The following is a 15,866-nucleotide window of genomic DNA, read 5'->3' as shown; positions in this document are numbered from 1 at the left end:
CCGGCGGCAACGCTGGGGTGATAGTGCCCTTGCCCGGTTGCGTGCCGCTGCGCCTTGGGGGCACAGGTGGCGCAAAGGAGCTTTCCCATGGATCTCAATGTCGGCGCCGAATGCCTGAAGCTGGAACGCGAAGGCCCTATCCTGTGGTGCACCATCGACCGCCCCCATGCGCGCAACGCCTTTACCCCGGCGATGTACTTCGGACTCAAGCGCGCGGTGCGGCTGGTCAATGACAAGAACAACGATCTGCGCGCGATGATCATCACCGGGACGGGCGACGTATTCGCCCCCGGCGGTGACCTTGGCGGGCGTTACGAGCCGGGCGACGAAAAGGTACCTGAAGGGCTGACGTACGAGAGCCTGCCCTTTGTCGCTATCCGGGAATCGAACGCCCCCGTAGTGAGCGCCGTGAACGGGATCTGTCAGGCCGGCGGGCTGCTGGTGGCGATGATGAGCGATGTTGCGGTGGTCTCCGAACGCGCAACCTTCCGCGTGCCCGAATTGCTGCGCGGGATTGTCGATGCGACATACGCCGCAATGTTGCCCGCCCATGTCGGCATGGCGCAGGCGCGTGACTTGCTGCTCACGGCACGCTCGATTGACGCGGCAGAGGCCCACCGCATCGGATTGGTCAGCCGGATCGTGCCGCACGAAAACCTGCGCGCCGAGGCGCTGAAGGCGACGGTCGAACTGCTGAAAGCCGCGCCCGAGGCCCGCGCGCATGTGAAGCGGATGCTCAACCAGCAGTATGCGCCTATCGACTTCGAAACGATGTTCGCCTCCCTCGCCTATGGCACGGAGGTGCGCGAAGGGATGAAGAGCTTCATGGAGAAGCGCCAGCCAAACTGGATTCCGGACGACCTGCCGGAGATTTAGACCGTCGCCACCGGGTTGCCATATACCTTGCGCAGTTCATGTTTGGCGAGCTTGCCTGAGGGAATGCGTGGCAGTTCCTCGACGAAATCGTAGCTGCGCGGGCACGTCACGGCCGAAATGCGCCCCGCGCACCATTCGCGCAGTTCGTTCTCTAAATCCGGCCCGGCATCGGCCCAGACCTTTGGCTGGACCACGGCCTTCACCCGCTCGCCATATTCGGGATCGGGCACACCGATAACCGCCGCGTCCATCACCTTGGGGTGGACGATCAGACAATCCTCGATCGCTTGCGGATAGATGTTCACCCCGCCTGAAATGATCATGAAGTCCTTGCGGTCGGTGAGGAACAGGTAGCCGTCCTCATCCAGCCGGCCGATGTCACCGACCGTGAACCAGTTGGCGTGATCGGGATGGGTTGAGCGGCGCGCCTTTTCGGGGTCGTTGAGGTAATTGATCGTCCGTCCTTCGGGCGCTTCGAACCAGATCACGCCGGGTTCGCCCGGGGCCAGTTCGCGGCCATCGTCGTCGCAGATGTGGATCGGGCCCATGCTTGACCGGCCTACCGAACCGGGCTTCTTCAGCCATTCCTCCGCCGTGATGGCCGTGGCGCCGACGCCTTCGGTGCTGGAATAGTATTCGAAGATGCAGTTGCCCCACCAGTCGATCATGCGGCGCTTGATCTCAACCGGGCACGGTGCGGCGGCGTGGATCGCCAGTTTGAGCGAGGAGTGATCGTACTTTGCCCGCACCTCGTCAGGCAGCGCCAGCATGCGCACGAACATGGTCGGCACGAACTGGGCGTGGTTGACCTTCCACTGGTCGATGGCCTTCAGCGTCTCCTCGGCATCGAACTTGCGCAGGGTGACGAAAGTGCCGCCAAGACGCTGGGTGATCACCATGCCGGACAGCGGCGCGGCGTGGTACAGCGGGCCGGCGTTCCACGCGATGAGCGGATCGAAGGGGCGGTACATATCGGGCCGCCCCTCGGACGGGTTGAACTCGTCGATCGGGCCGGGCGTGAACGGCACCGCGATGCCCTTGGGCCGGCCAGTGGTGCCGCTGGAATAGAGCATGTGGAAGCCGGAAATCTCGTCCGGCACCGGCGTGGACGGTTGCTCCGCCATGGCTTCGCCAAGGGAGGTTGCGCCCGGAATTGCCTCATCGTCATCGGCAAACAGGATCGCCTCGACGCCGGGAATGGTCCCCCGCGCCTCGCCCGCCAAGGCGCGCGGCGTGGCTCCCACCGACGCTGAGAGGACCAGCAGTTTCGAGGCGGAATCGCCAAGGATATAGGCGGCTTCCTCGGGCTTGAGATGCGTTGACAGCATCGTCACGAACACCCCGCACCGCGTCGCCCCCCAGTAGACCACCGGCATCAGGAGCGAATTGCGCATCATCACGCCGATGCGATCACCCGGCTGCAAGCCCCGGGCTCGCAGCACGTGGGCGAAGCGGTTCGATTGCTCGTCCAGCTCGCGGTAGGTCAGCACCTCACCGGTGTCGGCGATTACCAGCGCCGGATGATCGGGCTTGCTGCGGGCATGGGACGAGGGATGATGACCGGGCATGACCGCTCCTGTGATGGGGAGCGGCCAGCCTATCGTCTCACCGGGGGCATGCAATCGCCACACCTTCGTCCCGGCGATCAAGTGCCTACTTCAGTGCGAGCGCCGCCGCTTCGGCATCGCAGCTAGCGGGAGCCTGCCTTCCAGCGACTGCCTTCGCCTCTTCCCGCGCGGCGGCCAAATCGGCCTGGAACTCCGGCACCGACTGAAGCCGGGCGAACACGGCCGAGGCAACCACCTGACCCTGCTCGACATCGGAGAGCCAATGAACGTTGCAAATCCGGCGACTGTCGCCAAAGGCCCTGCCGCGCGCGACGAGTTCGGCCGTACGGTCGGGGAATATCTCCGCCAGCACCAGCGACATGCCCCAGCCAATGCCGGAATGGCCGGAAGTGTAGGAGCCGTTGGTGCGGAGCATGCCTTCCTGCGTCGGCGTGCAGGTCGGCTTGCCGTTCACCACGAAGGGACGCTTGCGCATGTACTTCTGCTTGGTCGGCGCCGAAGCCAGCCCGAACGAACCCATCGTGCGGCGCAGCAGCGCATCGATCTTCGGCGTCGTCACCGGGCCGATCGCGACCCCGGCGGCGCAGGAAAATGCGCTAGTGGCTTGGGGCGAAGTCAGGTCTGCATCGCGCGCGGCGAGGGCGAAGCGGGGCGTGCCTTGCAGCTTTACCGCAGCCTTCTGCGCCGCCTTGTCGCGCGCCTCTTCCGCAGATCCGTTGGCGGGCGGCGGTGGATCGAGCTTCAGGCTGTCGGGCACGGCCTCTTTCGCGAGGTACGGCTTCATGCTGAACACGCTCTGCTGTCCAGATACCTGCCCCGCAGCGATGACCGACAAAGCCAGCCCGCCAACAATCCAAAAGCCCTTGCGCGTCATCACAATCCCTCCACCATCAGGCACCTGTAAGGCGCCGCCTTTTGCCGAAGCTTGACCTTTTCCTGATATTCCGGACTGAAATACCATGCCTTCGCCGCGTCGCGATCCGGGAACTGGAGCACGACAACGCCATCTGCCGCATCGCCCTCAAGAGTTTCAAGCTCGCCATAGACGACCAGCGGCTTCATCGCGCTGGCGGCGGCATTGGCGCCGCGATTGCCGGATTGATAGGCTGCCATCGCCTCGTGATCGACGATGGTCCCTTCGCGAATGAAGATCATGTAAGTTGCCATGGCCAAGGGCTAGCCGACGCCGTTCTCGTTGACCATCCAGTTCACGAAGCGGTGCAGCGGATACATTCCGTCCCACGGCGTGCCGACGGTCGAAGGCCCAGCCTCGCCCAGCGGGCAGACCCGCTGCGCCCCGCCTGCGCCGAGCCGATCACGGTAATCGGCCATGCGTTCGGACGGGTAAAAGCCGATGGTCTGCGTGGCGACGTTGACCCATTTCACCGAGTCATCGAGGCTATCGACGCGCACGACATTGCCGATCTTGTTGATCGGGTGGAAATCGACCGGCTCTTCTGAACGGATCACCAGCCCCTTGCCGTCGGCGCGGCCCCAGGTGCCGTATTCATCGTCCATCATCATCAGCGCCTCGACCTCGTCGCGCAGGCCGACCGAGAGCGGGCGGACATCGCCGGAAGCCGCGGCGCGTTCGGCGATGTTGCGCTGGAATTTTGCGCACCACTGGTCGACCTTGTCCTGCGGCCCTTCGACAAACTGGAAGCGGCTGGCGGCGCAAGCTTCCTGATTGAGCATCATCAGATCCGCCGCGCACTTGGCCGCGGTTTCCTCCATGATTTCCTCGCTGGCGAGCGCTTCCTTGCCGAGCATCGAAATCGAGGTCTTGGGATCGAACGAGACCAGCTGGAAACCCGGGCCGAGATACTTGACGACATTGTTGATCGCATCGCCGCCGCCCCAGGCGACAATCTTGTCGAAGTACTGCGGGCGATAAAGGACGTTCTCCACCGCCGCGTCGCCGCCGCGCCAGTAAACTGCGCTCATCGATTTGACGATCGGGTGATCGGGATCGATCTCGGCCATCGTCCGCAGGATCGCGACGGTATAGAACGGATCGGCGCTGCTCATCTTAAACAGGTTGACCGCCTTGACCAGCGCACCTTGGGCGATCGACTTGACCGCCACCCCCGGCGAATTGCCCGGTAGGACGTGGATCAGGCGCGGCGCATAGGCGCGGACCATGGCCTTGCGGCCGTTGAAATCCTCCTTGGGCACCCAGCCATCGAGCGCGCCGGGATCGCGGAAGTTCTGTTCAACCTCGGCTTGCAGGATGCGCTTGTCGAGATAGGCGACCGCATGCTTGCCAACCGTTTCGAACACCGAGCGCGGCAGGATGTGTGTCGAGGCCATGCGGTCGAAACACTCGTGGACATACTGGTTGTCCGGCGCGACAAGGCGCTGGCCAGTTTCGACGAGGAAATCGATGATCTCGCTAACCGGCACATTGAGCAGCGGCGGCACTTCGGTGCGCTTGGGGATCGCCTTGTCGAACGGGATGTTCGGCGTGGCGAAGGTCACGCCCAAATCGCGCGATTTCTGGATGACATCGGTGCCTTCGACAAGCTCGCCGCGCAGGAAAAACGGTGCTGAGACGATGGGTTCGCCGGTCTCGGTTTCAGTCTGCGCGTTCATGCCACCCCCCTCACATAAGCGTCGATGGTGCCAGCGCAGCCGATCTTGTCGTCGCCTTCAAGGTCGGCATAGCGGGCGATATTGTCGCGGATCGATGGGCCTTTGTTGCCGCAGGCGCAGGGACTGTAATCAAGGCTGATCTTGTCGCCCGAGATCACCCCGCCCCAGCGCCCGTCGAGCGACAGGTCGAAGAAGGCAGCGCGGCCTTCGATTTCGCCGCCGTTCACGTCATACGGTTCCAGCGCATCGCCGTCCTTGTTGAGGATCATCGGCACAATCCATGGCGGCACGTGATAGCGGTTGCCCTCGCGGCACTTGGGCATGCCGGAATTGAGCTCCTGCATCGAATAGTTCTGGAAGTCCTGCTCGGGCCGGATGTTGAAGGTTTCGTGGACAAAGAGCTTGTAGTCCGCCGGCAATTGCGCGCGCTTCAGCCCCCCGCCGACATAGATGCAGTTGTCGGGATTGAAGTCCTTGGCGGAATAGCCCTTGTCGCGCACGGCCTTGGCCACGGCATAAAGCCCGCTCCACAGGCCTGAGACCATCAGCAGCTTGTCGCGGTTTTCAATGATATTCTGGGCGGTGAGTTCAATCGCATCGTCGAGCACCTGCTGGCGCCCAGCCGAGGTTGCCTCGAAATCGGCGATCTCCTGCGGGCTGGCCGTGCCATCTGCCATCTTCTTGCGCATCACCACCATCTTGGTCAGCGATCCCACGGTGATCGGCGGCACGGGATAGCTCCAGCGACCCAGCGCGGGATCGGAAAACGCCTTGGTCTGGGCCTCGCCGATGGTCTGGTTCTTGGGCACGGTCGCTACCGGCGCGCAGCCGACCATATAGCGGTTCGCTTCCGGCTTTACGCCCGACCCCCACGAGAAAACCTGCACCGTATCGAGCTTCGACCAGTCCATGTCTTTCTGGCTGGCGATCAACATGGCCGACTTGCCGGTGGTGCCCGATGAGCACGAGATGAAATAGCCCTTGGCCGCTAACCGCGCGATCCAGTCATCGATGTCGGTGATGCCTTCAAGGTCCACACCTTCGATCGGATAGGGCGAGACAGTGCCGAGCCACTTAGTCAGGCGGTCCCAGCGTTCCTCCATCAGGAAGCTTTCGGGATAGGATTTATAGGCCGTGTGCGGGAACAGCAGCGGGACCATATCCTCGACAGATTTGATCTCCTCGATCCCGGCTTCCTCGGCGCGGTGGCGCAGCAGCTTGATCTTGTCCTTGCGGTCCTGGAATCGCTCGTTGAGCGCCTCAACCTGAAGGTCGCGCAGTTCGGCGGCGGTGTGGTTGAAACGATCGGGCGCAGCGACATGGCTGAGCAATTTCTCGACGGCAGAGGTCACTTCGCGCATCCTTTTCCCAAGGGTCCATGTCGAGACTCGACAAATGGCAACTGATGCGTATCATTATTTGGTGATTCGGAGAGCTGTGCAAGTGAAAAATGCGAAGGCCCTGATTTGAAAGATACTTTGCCCCTCACCCGGCCCCCCCTCACACGGAGAGGCGCTGGACGCCCTACGAAGGAACAGGCTGAGGCACGTTCCGAGGAACTGCTCGGCACCGCGCTCGACATGTTTCTTGAGCATGGGTTCGAGCTGACGACGATCGAGATGATCGCCGTGCGCATGAACATGACCAAGCGCACGGTCTATGCGAAATTCCCCGACAAGGCGGCGCTGTTCCTCGCATCGGTGCAGCGCGCGATCGAGCGGCAGATTGTGCCGGCCAAAGACCTTCGCGCGCTCGACAGCGGGAGCCTGCGCGAAACCTTGCGCGCCATCGGGCGGCAGCGCATCGGGCTGGTCCGGACGCGTAACGGCCTGCGCCTGCAACGGATCATCAACACCGAAAGTTTCCGGTTCCCGCAGCTGCTGATGCTCAATTACAACCAAAGCGCGAAGCCGGTGACGGACTTCATCGTCGAACTTCTGGAACGCGAGGCAGCGCAGGGCCGCGTGCGTGCCGCCGATCCCAAACTGGCAGCCAGCGTGTTCCTTTCCATGGTGGTGAGCGGCCCGGTGCGCCAAATCGTCGCCGGCGAACCACCCGCAGCGGACCACATCGATGCCCTGGTCGACTTTGCCGTCGATCTGTTCCTTGACGGGATGCGGCCACGTTAGAACGACACGAATACCGACAAGAACAAGCCAAAAGGAGGGGAGAGCCATGACAGGATATGCCAAGGAATTCGGACTGAACTGGCACACGCTGCTCGCCTGCGCGATCGGCATGTCGCTGGGTTCCGCCGTCAGCCACTACACGATGAACCTGCTGGGGCCGGCCATGCTCAAGGAATTCGGCTGGTCGCGCGCGGACTTTGCGCTGATCGGGTCGATCACCTTGCTGACCATGCCACTGATCCCGCTGGCCGGCCGCTTCACCGACCGATTCGGCTCACGGGTGGCGGCGATGGTCGGGTTCACGGTCGTCCCGCTGGGCTTCATCGCCTATACCTTCATGTCCGGATCGATCGTGCAGTTTTTCGCGATCTACCTCGTCCAGCACATATTCGGCGTGCTGACGACGACGCTGGTTTTCGCGCGCGTAATCGTCGAGCGTTTCGACGCGGCGCGCGGCATGGCGCTGTCCTTGCTGATGACCGGCCCGCCGCTCGTCGCCGCGATTGCCGTGCCGCTGCTCGGTCGGCTGATCCGCGAACATGGCTGGCGTTCGGGTTGGCTGACGCTGGCAGCGCTTTCCGCCATGGCGGGGATCATTGCCATCACCGTGATGGGGCGGTCTGCCAACAAGGCGCGGCCTGCCCGCCACGAGGTGCACCTTGGCATGGGCGAATTTCTCGCCCTGCTGCGCCATCCGGCGTTCTTGCTGCTGGTCGGCGGCATGATCCTCGTCAACCTGCCCCAGGTCTTCGTCTCGTCGCAGATGGTGCTCGTCGTGCAGGAGAGCGGGGTGAGTGAAATGCTCGCCGCGTGGATGATCTCGTTCTATTCGATCGGCGTGATCATCGGCCGCTTCGGCACGGGGCTGGCACTCGACCGGGTGCCTGCAAGGGCAGTGGCGCTGGCGACGCTGGCTATCCCGGCGATCGGCTACCTCGTGCTCTATTCCACACTGACGGCAACCTGCGTGCTGGTCGGCGCGGTGCTGATCATCGGCCTGGCGCAAGGGGCGGAGGGCGACATCGGTTCGTTCCTCGTCAGTCGCAAATTCCGCATGAAGAATTTCAGCCTGCTGCAAAGCTTCGTCACCGCATCGATCGGGCTTGGCTCGGCTATGGGTTCGCTGTTCATGAGCTTCACGCTGCGGCGGACCGAAAGCTACGATTCATTCCTCATGCTGGCGGCGGTGACCACGGTCATCGGCGCCGTGCTGATCTACCTCGCCGCCCGCGCTCCGACAGTGAGCGACGGCCCCATAGAGCCTGAACAAGGAGTGTTCGAATGACCCGTCCCGTCGTCGTCATCACCGGAGCCAGCGCCGGCATTGGCAAGTCCGCCGCGCGGATGCTGGTTGCCAAGGGCTGGCAAGTCATCGGCACCGGCCGCGATCCATCGCGCAGCGCGGCGGCAATTGCCGAGATCGAGGCAGCCGCGCAGGACGGCGGCAGCTTCACCATGCTGCGCGGCGATTTTGACTCCATGACGGACGTCATGCGCGTGGCGGACGAGGTAAAGGCGCTCACGCCCCGGCTAGACGTGCTGGTCAACAATGCTGGCGGCGTACGCGACCGCATCATCGAGGCGGCGGACGGCACCGAGGCGACCTTCGCTGCGAACCATCTCGCCCCGTTCCTGCTGACGCGCGAGCTGCTGCAGCTGCTGAAAGCAACTGCGGAGAGCCAGCCCGCCGGATCGGTGCGGGTCATTGCGGTCGGATCAAGCGCCCACCGCCGGCCAGACGGCCTCGACTGGGACGACCTGCAGAGCTTCGGTTCGGACACCAACATGGCCTATTGCCGCGCTAAGCTGGCCAACAACCTGTTCACCCGCGAACTTGCGCGGCGCTTGGCCGGCGACGGCATTGTCGCGCAGGCCATGCATCCCGGCGTCGTCGCGAGCAATTTCGCCAGCCACGGTGATGAGAGCATGCAAAAGCACATGGCCGCCGCGCCCACTGTCTCGCCCGACGAACCAGCCGAAACCATCGTCTGGCTGGCCACCGATCCCGAAGGCGGGCGCGAACCGGGGCGCTATTTCTACCAGAAGTCCGAGGAGACCCCCGCCCCCGCCGCGCTTGACGATGCCGCCGCCGCGCGGCTGTGGCAAGAAAGTGAAGCGATCCTCGCCAAGATCGGTATTTAGGCGCTCAGCCCACGCAGTTCGGCCACGATACGGAATTCATCCGCATTGTTGGCCGGAACGCCAAAGCCGGCGGCGGTATCGTTGATCGCGTCCCAGTGCGCCGCGACCGTTTCGGCATCCATCGGCGCGTCCTGCGCATAGCCATCGCACACGCCGACGAAAGTCTGGCCCAGCCGTCCGCCGAGCATCGAATAGATACCGTGGTTCGTCGTGCAGGCCTTGCTGGCAAGGTAGGACACCAGCCCGGTCGTGTAGCCCGGATCGAAATAGGGCCACATGGATCGCGACCACGGATTATTGCCCATCTTGGCGGCATCCATTTCCATCGTCATGCGGCTCATCGCATTGGGCATGACGGCATTGCACAGGATGCCGTGCGGCGCTCCGGCCAGTGCAAGGTTGAGCGTCAGCCCCATGACCCCGCCCTTCGCCGCGCCATAGGCCGCGAGCGCCGCATTGCCGAGCGTGCCGCCGGAACTGGTGGTGAAGACCAGACGGCCATAGCCCTGCGCCTTCATATGCGGCCAGGCAGCTTGTGCCACGTTCCATGATCCGCCGACATGGACCGCCAACAGAGCGTTGAGATCGTTCAGCGTCAGGTCTTCGAAATCGCCATAACGCATGGTCCCGGCGTTCGCGATCACGCCATCGATGCGGCCGAAAGAGTCGAGCGCACATTGAATGATCGCCTTGCCGCCCGCTTCGCTGGCCACGCTGTCATAATTGGCGACAGCGATGCCGCCAGCCGCGCGGATTTCATCGACAACTGCATCGGCATAACTTTTCTGTTCGTTGCCTTCAGACCCGTCGGTTGCCCCGCCAAGGTCATTGACCACGACCATGCCGCCGCGTCGCGCGATGTCGATGGCATAGGTCCGGCCAAGGCCCCCGCCCGCGCCGGTCACGACGACGACCTGACCTTCGTAGCTGATCGTCATGCGGCGGGCTCGGCATCCCAGACCAGGGGCAGGAATTCGACGCCGAAGGTGCGCCCGGTGTGATAGCGATAGTCCTCACCCTCGCGGATGCGGATGTTGCGGAACCGTTCGAGGAACAGTTCAACCACGATCCGCAGTTCGCGCTTGGCGAGGTGAATGCCAAGGCAATTGTGCGTGCCGGTGCCAAAGGCGATGTGCCGGGCCTTGCGGTCGATATCGACTACGTGCGGATCGGCGAACACCTCCGGATCGCGGTCGGCGAGCATCAGCGGCAAGTGGATCTCGTCCCCCGCCTTCATCTCCACCCCGTGGAACACGTGATCGCGCGCAAGGTTGCGGTGCGTAACGACCACCGAATAGGCGCGGGCGAATTCCTCGACCGCCGGGCCGATCAACTCGGGATCGGCGCGCAGCCGGTCCTGCAGGTCTGGATCCATCGCAAGATGCCGCAATATCCAGCCGAGGGTCGAATAGACCGTGTCCAGCCCTCCGACATAGAGCACGTAGAACATGCCCATCGATTCCAGATAGGTAAGCTCGCGGCCATCGACCTCACCGTGAACCATGGCATCGAGCAGCGGATTGCCGGCGGTCTCCAACTGCTTTTCGCGGTGTGCCTTGAGATAGGCATAGACAGACCGCGCCGCCTTCACCCGGTCCATCATGTCGGGCGCGCGCATGATGCCATCCTCCCATTCGATGAACTGGTCCAGCATCGAACGCGGCATGTCTAGCAGATCAAGGAAGACGTAAGACGGATAGGGAATCGCGAAGTCGGAGACGAATTCGCAGCCACCCTGCGCCGCGAAATGGTCGATCAGTTCGCTCGCCGATTTGCGCACTGCCACTTCCAGTTCGCGCAGCGCCTTGGGGGTGAAATGCGGATTGAGGATGCGGCGATAGCCGTGGTGCGCCGGCGGATCGATCTCGATAGGATTGAGGCGCACGTTTTCGCCCACAAGGTCAGCGATCATGCCGTGGCGTTCCGCGGTGAAGTTTTCGTAATCGATCATGACTTCGCTGATCAGGTCATGGCGGGTAACCACCCAGCCAGAGCGGCCATAGGCGACATTGGTGCACCAGCGGACTGGCGGTCCATCATGGAGGCGGCAGATGGCCGCCCAGGGATCATTGCCTTCAGAGGTGAACGCGTCAAAATCGGCGTTCCAGACAAGGCCCGGACGGACATGCGGCGGAATTGCAAGCTCAGCGGCTGTTGCCATGGTTCTCTCCCGGTTCAGTCCGTCGGCTCCCATACGGCTGAACTCTTGTTCGACAGGTCTGTGGCAAATTAAACATTCCGTCAAGCCGATCCGCTGCGACGGGATTGACGGGCGACGCTTCAGCGCGAAAGGGCAATCGGACGTACCTCTGGAGCCAAGCCATGATCGCCCCTGACCGCCCCCGCCGTTCCGCCCTCTACATGCCAGCTTCAAACGCACGCGCGATTGAAAAGGCACGGTCCTTGCCCGCCGACGTCATCATCCTTGACCTGGAAGATGCCGTTGCGCCCGAAGCCAAGGCGGAGGCCCGCGCGGCGGCGGTTGCGGCAGTCAAGGCGGGCGGCTTCGGCGCCCGCGAAGTGGCGATCCGGGCCAATGGACTCGACACCGAATGGGGCGCGGAAGACCTTGCCGCTATCGCCGCGAGCGGGGCCGATGCCGTGCTGGTGCCCAAGGTATCGTCACCGGCGGACATTGAAGCCTGCGAAAGTGCGCTGCGATCCGCCCCTGCCTCGATGCAGCTGTGGGCGATGATCGAAACATGCGCGGTGGTTGGCCAGCTTGATGCCGTCGCCGCCACCGCGCGATCGACGCGGCTGTCGCTGTGGATCATGGGGGTCAACGATCTCGCCAAGGAAATGCGCGCCAAGCTGACGGCGGAGCGGACGCCGTTCCTGCCCGCCCTCACCCTCGCGGTCTGCGCGGCGCGGGCGCATGGCATCGCGGTGCTTGACGGCGTGTGCAACGAGTTCCGCGACCTCGATGTGTTCCGCCGCGAAGCCGAACAGGGCCTGCTCTACGGCTTCGACGGCAAGAGCCTGATCCACCCCGACCAGATCGCCCCGTGCAACGAAGTGTTCTCACCCAGCGAAGCGGAACTGGCGCAGGCTGGCGCGATCATCGCCGCCTTTGCCCTCCCGGAAAATGCCGGCAAGGGCGCGATCCGGGTCGATGGCAAGATGGCCGAGCTACTTCACCTTGATCAGGCGAAGCGGCTCGTGGCCATAGCGGAACGTATCGCCGCGCTCAGCTGAAGCGGGCGAGCACGTGCGCCATGTCTGCCGTGGTGCGGATGCCCGGGGCGGCGGCGCAGACGGCGGGGATGGCATTGACGGCGCGGTGGGCGGTGAAGCCGGGCGTGACGCTCGGATAAGTCGCCTCGTCCACCGGGAATGTGATGTTCACTTCCATCGGTGTGCCGCCTTCGACCAGCACCTTCCAGCCGCTTTCGCGCAGGTTCCAATCGTGGTGCTCAATGTCGGTGGTGCAGTACCAGTTGGCGCGGAAGCGCAGGCGCGGCTTGCCGTCCTTGACGCCCTCGATGGTGATGCGCTGGGCACCGACGGTGCCAGCCTCAATCGTGCCGGCAGCGATCTGAACTGTGCTGTTCGCGCCTGAAAGCTCGCCAAAGGCGCGCCATTCGTCGATCTCCAACCCGATAGCCTTGGCCACCTGAGCAAGGCTGGCGGCGAAATCGTGCTTCACGTAATCGACCTTCCGCTGGTCGAACTGGCCGACCGAAACGCCGTAGCCCATGACGTTGAAAATCAAGTCGGGCGAATTGCGGCTGGTCATGTCGGCATATTCGTCAATCGTCACGCAATCGAGCTGGCGCGACATCGAGACGATCGGCAGCAGCATGGCCTCGGTAATGAAACCCGGACTGGAACCAGTCGAATAGATCGAGCTGTTGCCGGCGGCGCAGGCCTCCTCGATCCGCTCGCGGGTTTCGGGGGCCATGCTTGCTGGGTCGTGGAAATCACCGCGCGTGGTGACGACGTTCTTGCCCGAAGCGAGCAGCTGGCACAGCTCGGCAATGTCCGTGCCCTGCCGCATATAGAGCACGCAGTCCGCCGGGGTGGCGACCATGTCTGCCGCCGATTGGCTCGCGATCACGCCGGTATCCGGGCAAGTGCCCTCATAGCCAACATCGCGTTCTACCAGCCTTGCGGCATCGAGCCCGGCCTTGTCGGGATTGCTGACCCACAGGCCGGCCAGTTCCATGTCGGGATGTTCGACCACGGCCCGCATGGCGCGGGTGCCGACATTGCCGGTAGCCCACTGGATTACCCGGTATTTGCCTTCGCCGGCCATGTTAATTCTCCCGTTATGACATTGGACGCGGGCGGAAAGGTTCCGCCCGCGTCAGTTACTTCAACTTGTCAGAACTTGACGCCAACCTCGACGCCGTAGCTCGCCGGCTTTGACCAGTTCGCGCCGATGCCGAAGTTCGAATACTGCACCTGCGTCAGGTAGCGCTTGTTCGTGACGTTCTCACCATAGACCGCGAAAGTCAGGTGATCGCTGGGATCGGTCCACGCCGCCCGCAATGCCAAGGTGGCATAACCTTCCTGCGGGAACTGGATGCCCGACGGTCCAAAGAAGAACTTCGACGAATAATAGAGGTTCCCGCTAAGATCGAGCTTCCCGTCAGCCACCTGCGTCGAATAGCGCGCACCCACGGTAGCCGTGAATTCCGGCGTGCGCTGCATGGTGACGTTCTTCAACGTCGTCGGGATGACGAGGAAAGTGATCCCGTTGTTCAGCACCGCCGCATCAAGGCAGTTCGCGCCGCTGCCCGCCGGGAAGGCGCTGCAAGGGGTGTAGACCGGTGCATTGTTGAACTGCTTGTAGCGGGCATGGGTATAGGCCGCGCCGGCATTGAGCGTGAAGCTGTCGCTGACGCGGAAGCTGACCTGGCCATCAAGTCCGTAGATCTCGGAATTGGCGGCGTTGAGGATATTGGCCCGCCCGGCAAGGTAGGCCGAAACCTGCAGATTCTTGTAGTCGTAATAGTACGCCGAAAGGTCGACCGTGACACCGCGATCGGAATACTTGTAGCCCAGTTCGAAGGCGTTGATCTTTTCGGGAGCGACATCGTTGCACTTGTAGGCAGGGGCGTTCTGGCACGAACCGCCAGCATCGATGATCGCCGATTTGTAGCCCTGCGTGAACGAAGCATAGATGCTCGAAGTGCTGTTCGGCTTGTAGCGGAGCACCACGCGCGGGGTGAAGTGATTGCTCGAAATGTCACCCAGCGGCTGCTTGAAGGTCGGATCGAAGGGCGGCAGGTTGAAGGTGTTGAAATAGGCGCCGGTCACGCTGTCATGCGAGAAGCGACCGCCGGCGGTGAGGAACAGCTGCGGGCTGATCTCGTAGGTCATGTCAACAAAAGCAGCGAGCGTCTTGGTATTGGTGCCCGATCCGCCGATGCGGACGCGGGTAGGCTGGGCATTGTCCGAAAGGACCTGCCAGGTGTCCTTGTTGCCGAAAGCGAAGACACCGGCGGTCCACTGCAGGGCAGTGCCCGGCTTGGAAGTGAACAGCACTTCCTGACTCCAGGTCTTGTTTTCGATCGGCAGGCCGATTTCGAAGATCCCGGTGCCGTTGTAGCTGAGCGTCAGGCTCATATCCGACTTTTCGGTGCGGTACTGGGTGTAGCTGGCCATGTCGGCAAAACCGAGGTCAGCCTTGAGAGTCGCCTGAAAGATGTCGGTGTTGCTGCGGATATGCTGCTTATGGCGCGAAGCGATCTTGTCAGGATCGAAGGTAACGTCCGCCGGCGCGGCAAACCACGGCGCGCCGCTGCCGAACACAGGATCACGGTAAGTCGCGGTCAGTGCCGGGGTCGGATCGTCGGTTTCGGCGTGCTGATAACGCAGCAACAGCGAGGCACTGTCCGAGAAATTGATTTTCAGGCCGGTGCGGACCGACCAGTTCTCGTAATGCCCCTGACGGACTCCGTTGACCACGTTGGTCAGCCAGCCATCGCCGCGACTGTACATGCCCTCAACATCGAAGGCGACGCTCTCGGTCAGGCCGGTGGTGAAATAGGCCTGGCTCTTGAACTCGTCGAAGCGGCCATAGGATGCCTTGATCTGGCCGCCGGTTTCGGTGCTCGGATCAGCCGTGCGGACAAGGATCGCGCCGCCCGTGGTGTTGTGGCCAAACAGGGTCCCTTGAGGTCCCTTGAGCACTTCGACGCCTTGCACCTTCATCAGCTGGAAATTGGCAGCGAGCGGATTGGGCGAATAGAAATTGTCGACATAGATGCCGACATTGGCACCGCCGCCTGAAGTAGCGACCGGCGTGCCGACACCGCGGATCGTCGGCTGGAACCAGCCGCCCGCATTGTCGAAACGCAGTGCCGGGGTCAGCTTGCTGATGTCGGCAAGGTTCTGGACGTTTGCCGTCTCAAGCTGCGAAGCGTTGATCGCGGTGATGGTGATAGGCACGTCGACCGACTTTTCCGAGCGGCGCTGTGCGGTGACGACGATTTCGCCGTCGTCGGGACCGTCAATCTCATCGGCTGCTTGCGCGAATGCCGGTGCTGCTGCCGCAGCAATGCTGAGCGAGATAACCGAAGCAACCAGTTTGAATCGAAACGCCTTCATAGGT

14 protein-coding genes are annotated in these 15,866 nt (G+C 62.9%); 5 read left to right on the top strand and 9 right to left on the bottom strand.

Going from position 1 to position 15,866, the window contains the following annotated elements; translation table 11 throughout:
- Window positions 1–87: 87 nt before the first annotated feature.
- The gene (locus RMO89_RS06750; RefSeq protein ID WP_310532013.1) at window positions 88–876 is read left to right on the top strand and encodes an enoyl-CoA hydratase/isomerase family protein; all 789 of its coding nucleotides are present in this window, start codon (window positions 88–90) and stop codon (window positions 874–876) included.
- Here RMO89_RS06750 and RMO89_RS06745 read toward each other — a convergent pair.
- The 5 genes from RMO89_RS06745 to RMO89_RS06725 form a co-directional block, all read right to left on the bottom strand.
- Window positions 873–2,444: an AMP-binding protein gene (locus RMO89_RS06745; protein WP_310532012.1), complete on the bottom strand. Its 1,572-nt coding sequence runs from the start codon at window positions 2,442–2,444 to the stop codon at window positions 873–875. The genes RMO89_RS06750 and RMO89_RS06745 overlap by 4 nt on opposite strands.
- Before the next feature lie 85 nt (window positions 2,445–2,529).
- Window positions 2,530–3,318 (bottom strand): phosphatase PAP2 family protein, encoded by a 789-nt coding sequence (locus RMO89_RS06740; protein ID WP_310532011.1) that lies wholly within the window; start codon window positions 3,316–3,318, stop codon window positions 2,530–2,532.
- Window positions 3,318–3,611, bottom strand: coding sequence for a DUF1330 domain-containing protein (locus RMO89_RS06735; RefSeq protein ID WP_310532010.1), 294 nt, complete (start codon window positions 3,609–3,611; stop codon window positions 3,318–3,320). Before RMO89_RS06735 ends, RMO89_RS06740 begins: the two co-directional genes overlap by 1 nt.
- 9 nt (window positions 3,612–3,620) lie before the next feature.
- Window positions 3,621–5,036: an acyl-CoA reductase gene (locus RMO89_RS06730; protein ID WP_310532009.1), complete on the bottom strand. Its 1,416-nt coding sequence runs from the start codon at window positions 5,034–5,036 to the stop codon at window positions 3,621–3,623.
- Window positions 5,033–6,397 (bottom strand): hypothetical protein, encoded by a 1,365-nt coding sequence (locus RMO89_RS06725; protein WP_310532008.1) that lies wholly within the window; start codon window positions 6,395–6,397, stop codon window positions 5,033–5,035. Before RMO89_RS06725 ends, RMO89_RS06730 begins: the two co-directional genes overlap by 4 nt.
- A gap of 105 nt (window positions 6,398–6,502) precedes the next feature.
- On the opposite strand from RMO89_RS06725, the gene RMO89_RS06720 reads away from it, so the two are divergent.
- The 3 genes from RMO89_RS06720 to RMO89_RS06710 are packed head-to-tail and all read left to right on the top strand — an operon-like array spanning window position 6,503 to window position 9,307.
- A complete protein-coding gene (locus tag RMO89_RS06720; protein WP_310532007.1) occupies window positions 6,503–7,165 on the top strand; it encodes a TetR/AcrR family transcriptional regulator in 663 nt (220 codons plus the stop codon).
- 46 nt (window positions 7,166–7,211) lie between these two features.
- Complete coding sequence (locus tag RMO89_RS06715) at window positions 7,212–8,450, top strand: MFS transporter (RefSeq protein WP_310532006.1); 1,239 nt, start codon at window positions 7,212–7,214, stop codon at window positions 8,448–8,450.
- Window positions 8,447–9,307: an SDR family NAD(P)-dependent oxidoreductase gene (locus tag RMO89_RS06710; RefSeq protein ID WP_310532004.1), complete on the top strand. Its 861-nt coding sequence runs from the start codon at window positions 8,447–8,449 to the stop codon at window positions 9,305–9,307. The genes RMO89_RS06715 and RMO89_RS06710 overlap by 4 nt, the downstream gene beginning before the upstream one ends.
- Here the strand turns inward: RMO89_RS06710 and RMO89_RS06705 are convergent.
- Together RMO89_RS06705 and RMO89_RS06700 are read right to left on the bottom strand one after the other, a co-directional pair.
- Window positions 9,304–10,245 carry an SDR family NAD(P)-dependent oxidoreductase gene (locus RMO89_RS06705; protein ID WP_310532003.1) on the bottom strand — a complete coding sequence of 314 codons (942 nt, stop codon included), beginning with the start codon at window positions 10,243–10,245 and terminating at the stop codon, window positions 9,304–9,306. The genes RMO89_RS06710 and RMO89_RS06705 overlap by 4 nt on opposite strands.
- A complete protein-coding gene (locus RMO89_RS06700; RefSeq protein ID WP_310532002.1) occupies window positions 10,242–11,468 on the bottom strand; it encodes a cytochrome P450 in 1,227 nt (408 codons plus the stop codon). Before RMO89_RS06700 ends, RMO89_RS06705 begins: the two co-directional genes overlap by 4 nt.
- A 161-nt stretch (window positions 11,469–11,629) precedes the next feature.
- Between RMO89_RS06700 and RMO89_RS06695 the strand changes: the two genes are divergently transcribed.
- Window positions 11,630–12,502 (top strand): CoA ester lyase, encoded by an 873-nt coding sequence (locus RMO89_RS06695; RefSeq protein WP_310532001.1) that lies wholly within the window; start codon window positions 11,630–11,632, stop codon window positions 12,500–12,502.
- Here the strand turns inward: RMO89_RS06695 and RMO89_RS06690 are convergent.
- Window positions 12,495–13,562, bottom strand: a complete 1,068-nt coding sequence (locus RMO89_RS06690; RefSeq protein WP_310531999.1) for a dihydrodipicolinate reductase — start codon at window positions 13,560–13,562, stop codon at window positions 12,495–12,497. The genes RMO89_RS06695 and RMO89_RS06690 overlap by 8 nt on opposite strands.
- Before the next feature lie 68 nt (window positions 13,563–13,630).
- On the bottom strand, window positions 13,631–15,862 hold the full coding sequence (locus RMO89_RS06685) for a TonB-dependent receptor (RefSeq protein WP_310531998.1): 2,232 nt from the start codon (window positions 15,860–15,862) through the stop codon (window positions 13,631–13,633).
- Between the last annotated feature and the right edge of the window lie 4 nt (window positions 15,863–15,866).

The organism is Novosphingobium sp., from assembly GCF_031424035.1.
GTDB lineage: Bacteria > Pseudomonadota > Alphaproteobacteria > Sphingomonadales > Sphingomonadaceae > Novosphingobium.
The sequence above is the reverse complement of the archived record's forward strand: the minus strand, read 5'-3'. Positions and strand labels throughout refer to the sequence as shown.